Raw genomic sequence first — 2,985 nt, 5'->3', positions numbered from 1 at the left:
AACGATCGCCGAGAACATCTCGCGCTTTGCCGAGGTGCCGGATGCGCGCAAGATCATCCGTGCGGCCAAGGCCGCCGACATCCACGAGCTGATCGTGCACCTGCGCGACGGCTACCAGACCGAGCTCGGGCCGCATGGCACGGCGCTGTCGGCCGGCCAGCGCCAGCGCATCGGGCTGGCGCGGGCGCTTTATGGCGATCCCTTCCTGGTGGTGCTCGACGAGCCGAACTCCAACCTCGACGCCGAAGGCGAGGAGGCGCTGACCAAGGCGATCGCCAAGGTGCGCGAGCGCGGCGGCATCGTCGTCATCGTCGCCCATCGCCCGAGCGCGCTCTCGGCCGTCGACATGGTCGGGCTGGTGCAGAACGGCCGGCTTTCCGCCTTCGGGCCGAAGGACGAGATCATCCAGCCCACCACCAAGGTGCGCCCGCTGGTCGTCGGCAAGACGCCGCCGGCTGCCGGTCGCGACCGGATTGCGAACGCCGCCGAATAGCGGCCCGGCAAGGGACAAGAGCAAGGATAGGAGAGCGTCATGGAGGAAAGACTGATCCTCGGACTGCCGGACGACGGCCAGGCGGCCGTTGCGCCGGCCAACCGGTTCCGGCTTGCCGCCGACCAGGGCGTCGACCGTCGGCTCTACTCGCTGCCTTTGCTGTTCGGGGTGCTCGGCGCCGTGCTCGGCAGCGGCAAGGACAAGCCCGAGCCGCCGCACGACCAGAAGGCTGCCGGCCCGGAGCCGTCCGAGCCGGCGCCCGGTCCCGTCGCCACCAATCTGGCGGCGATCGATGATGTCGCCGCCTTCCTGCGCGACATGACCGACGAGCTGATGGCCAGCACCTCCGGCGTGGTGCGCAAGCGCCATGTCGCCTCGGTGCGGCTGAGCTTCGAGGACCTGCCGCTGCCGCGCAATCCCAACCTTGCCGACACGGTGATGCGGGCCTTCAACGCCAACGACAATGAAGGCCGCATCGGCATCGATGGCGAGAGCTTCCACTTTCCCGAGACGGGCCGGGCGCGCGATGGCGGCGGCGGTGGCCGCGGGCATGATCGTGGTGGCGGCGGCGGCGGCCGCTTTGACGGTCGCGGTGGTGGTCATGATGGGACGCCGGGCGGTCATGGTGGCGGTGACGACGACGATGACGAGACGCGCGCCAACCGGCTGCCGGTGTCGCTCGGCCGCAACGTGCTGGCCAACGGCATGGTCAACCTGTCGATGCTGATCTTCCTCGACGATCTGCTGGCCAAGACCTACGATCCGGACGGCGATCCGCTCAGCGTGCGCAACCTGACGGCCTCGAGCGGGGCGATCACCGCCTATGGCGACGGCGTCTGGCTCTATACGCCGACCCGCGGCGTCAGCGGCCCGGTGACCTTCAGCTACCAGGTGAGCGACGGCAAGGGCAGCATCGTCACGCAGTCGAGCCTGTCGCTCCTGAAGGCGCCGCCGCACGAGATTGCCGGTACGGACGGCGACGACCGGATGCTCGGCACGCCCGACGACGACATCGTCTCGGGCCAGGCCGGCGACGACTTCGTCTATGCCCGCGAGGGCCGCGACGTGGTGTTTGCCGGCGCCGGCAACGACACCGTCTTCGGCGGTGCCGGCAACGACCTGATCCACGGCGAGGCGGGCGACGACCGGCTGTTCGGCGGCACCGGCAACGACGTGCTGTTCGGCGGCGAGGGCAATGACGATCTCTTCGGCGAGGAGGGCAATGACAGCCTGATCGGCGAGGCCGGCAACGACCGTCTGTTCGGCGGTGCCGGCAACGATCACCTGATGGGGGATGACGGCGACGATGAGCTTGCCGGCGAGGCGGGCGACGACCTGCTGGAAGGCGGCGACGGCCATGACGTGCTGACCGGCGGCCTCGGCAAGGACGTGGCGCTCGGCGGGGCCGGTAACGACAGCTTCCGGGTCGGGCTCATCAGCGAGGACCTGCGCCAGGAGCCGGCGGCCGGCACGCCGGCGGCTACCGCGGCCCCCACCTCCGACGGCAACGACACCTATGTCGGCGGCGAGGGCAGCGACACCTATGACGCCGGCGGCGCGACGGCTGCCGTCAGCGTCGATCTTTTGGCCGGCACCGCCACCGGCACCGACATCGGCACTGACAGCCTGTCCGAGATCGAGAACGTCATCGGCAGCGCCGATGACGACACGATCTGCGGCGACGGCAACGACAACCATCTGCAGGGTGGCGACGGCGACGACCAGCTGACCGGTGGCGCGGGCGACGATATGGTCTTGGGCGGGGCCGGCGACGATGTCGTCATCGTGCTGGCCGCCCCTGCCGCCGACAGCAATAACGACGGCAGCAGCAGCGGCGGCAGCGGCGCCGACAGCAGCAGCGGCGACGACAGCAGCGGTAGCGGCAGCGGCAATGACGGCAACGACGTCTATGACGGCGGCGCCGGCTGCGACACGCTCGACCTGTCGGCGCTGATCAAGGTGGTGATCGCCGACATCGAGGCCGGCTATGCCGAGGGCGAGGAGATCGGCCGCGACACGATCCGCGGCTTCGAGACCATCCATGGCGGCGCCGGCGACGACCGCTTCTCCGGTGGCAGCGGCACCGACATCCTGTATGGCGGGGGTGGCGACGATCAGGTGGCCGGACGCAGCGGCGACGACCACCTGGTCGGCGGCGACGGCGACGACTACCTCGACGGTGGCAGCGGCGACGACGTCTTCATCGTGCTGGCCCGCAGCGACGGCAACGGCAGCCCCAACAGCGGCGACGACGGCAACGACCGGATGGAGGGCGGCAGCGGCAGCGACTGCTACGACGCCTCGGCCACCGTGCTCGGCGTCGTCATCGATATCGAGCGCGGCGAGGCCTCCGGTGCGGAGATCGGCGACGACGAGCTTGTCGATGTCGAGGATGCCTGCGGCGGCTCCGGCGACGACCTCCTCGTCGCCTCGGCCAGGATCAACGTGCTCGTCGGTGGCGAAGGCTCCGACATCTTCGTCTTCCAGTCGCT

At 70.1% G+C, this 2,985-nt stretch carries 2 protein-coding genes; both read left to right on the top strand.

Annotated features, from left to right (window positions below; all coding sequences use genetic code 11):
* On the top strand, nt 1-493 hold a 493-nt coding region (locus FHT71_RS32085; RefSeq protein ID WP_132595297.1), incomplete at its 5' end, for an ATP-binding cassette domain-containing protein.
* Nucleotides 494-532: 39 nt separating this feature from the next.
* Nucleotides 533-2,985: cadherin-like domain-containing protein (locus FHT71_RS30995; RefSeq protein WP_183723268.1), on the top strand; the 2,453-nt coding region annotated here is incomplete at its 3' end.

Origin of the sequence: Rhizobium sp. BK060 (assembly GCF_014193145.1) — a bacterium.
GTDB lineage: Bacteria > Pseudomonadota > Alphaproteobacteria > Rhizobiales > Rhizobiaceae > Rhizobium.
This window is presented reverse-complemented; position numbering and strand designations above follow the sequence as displayed.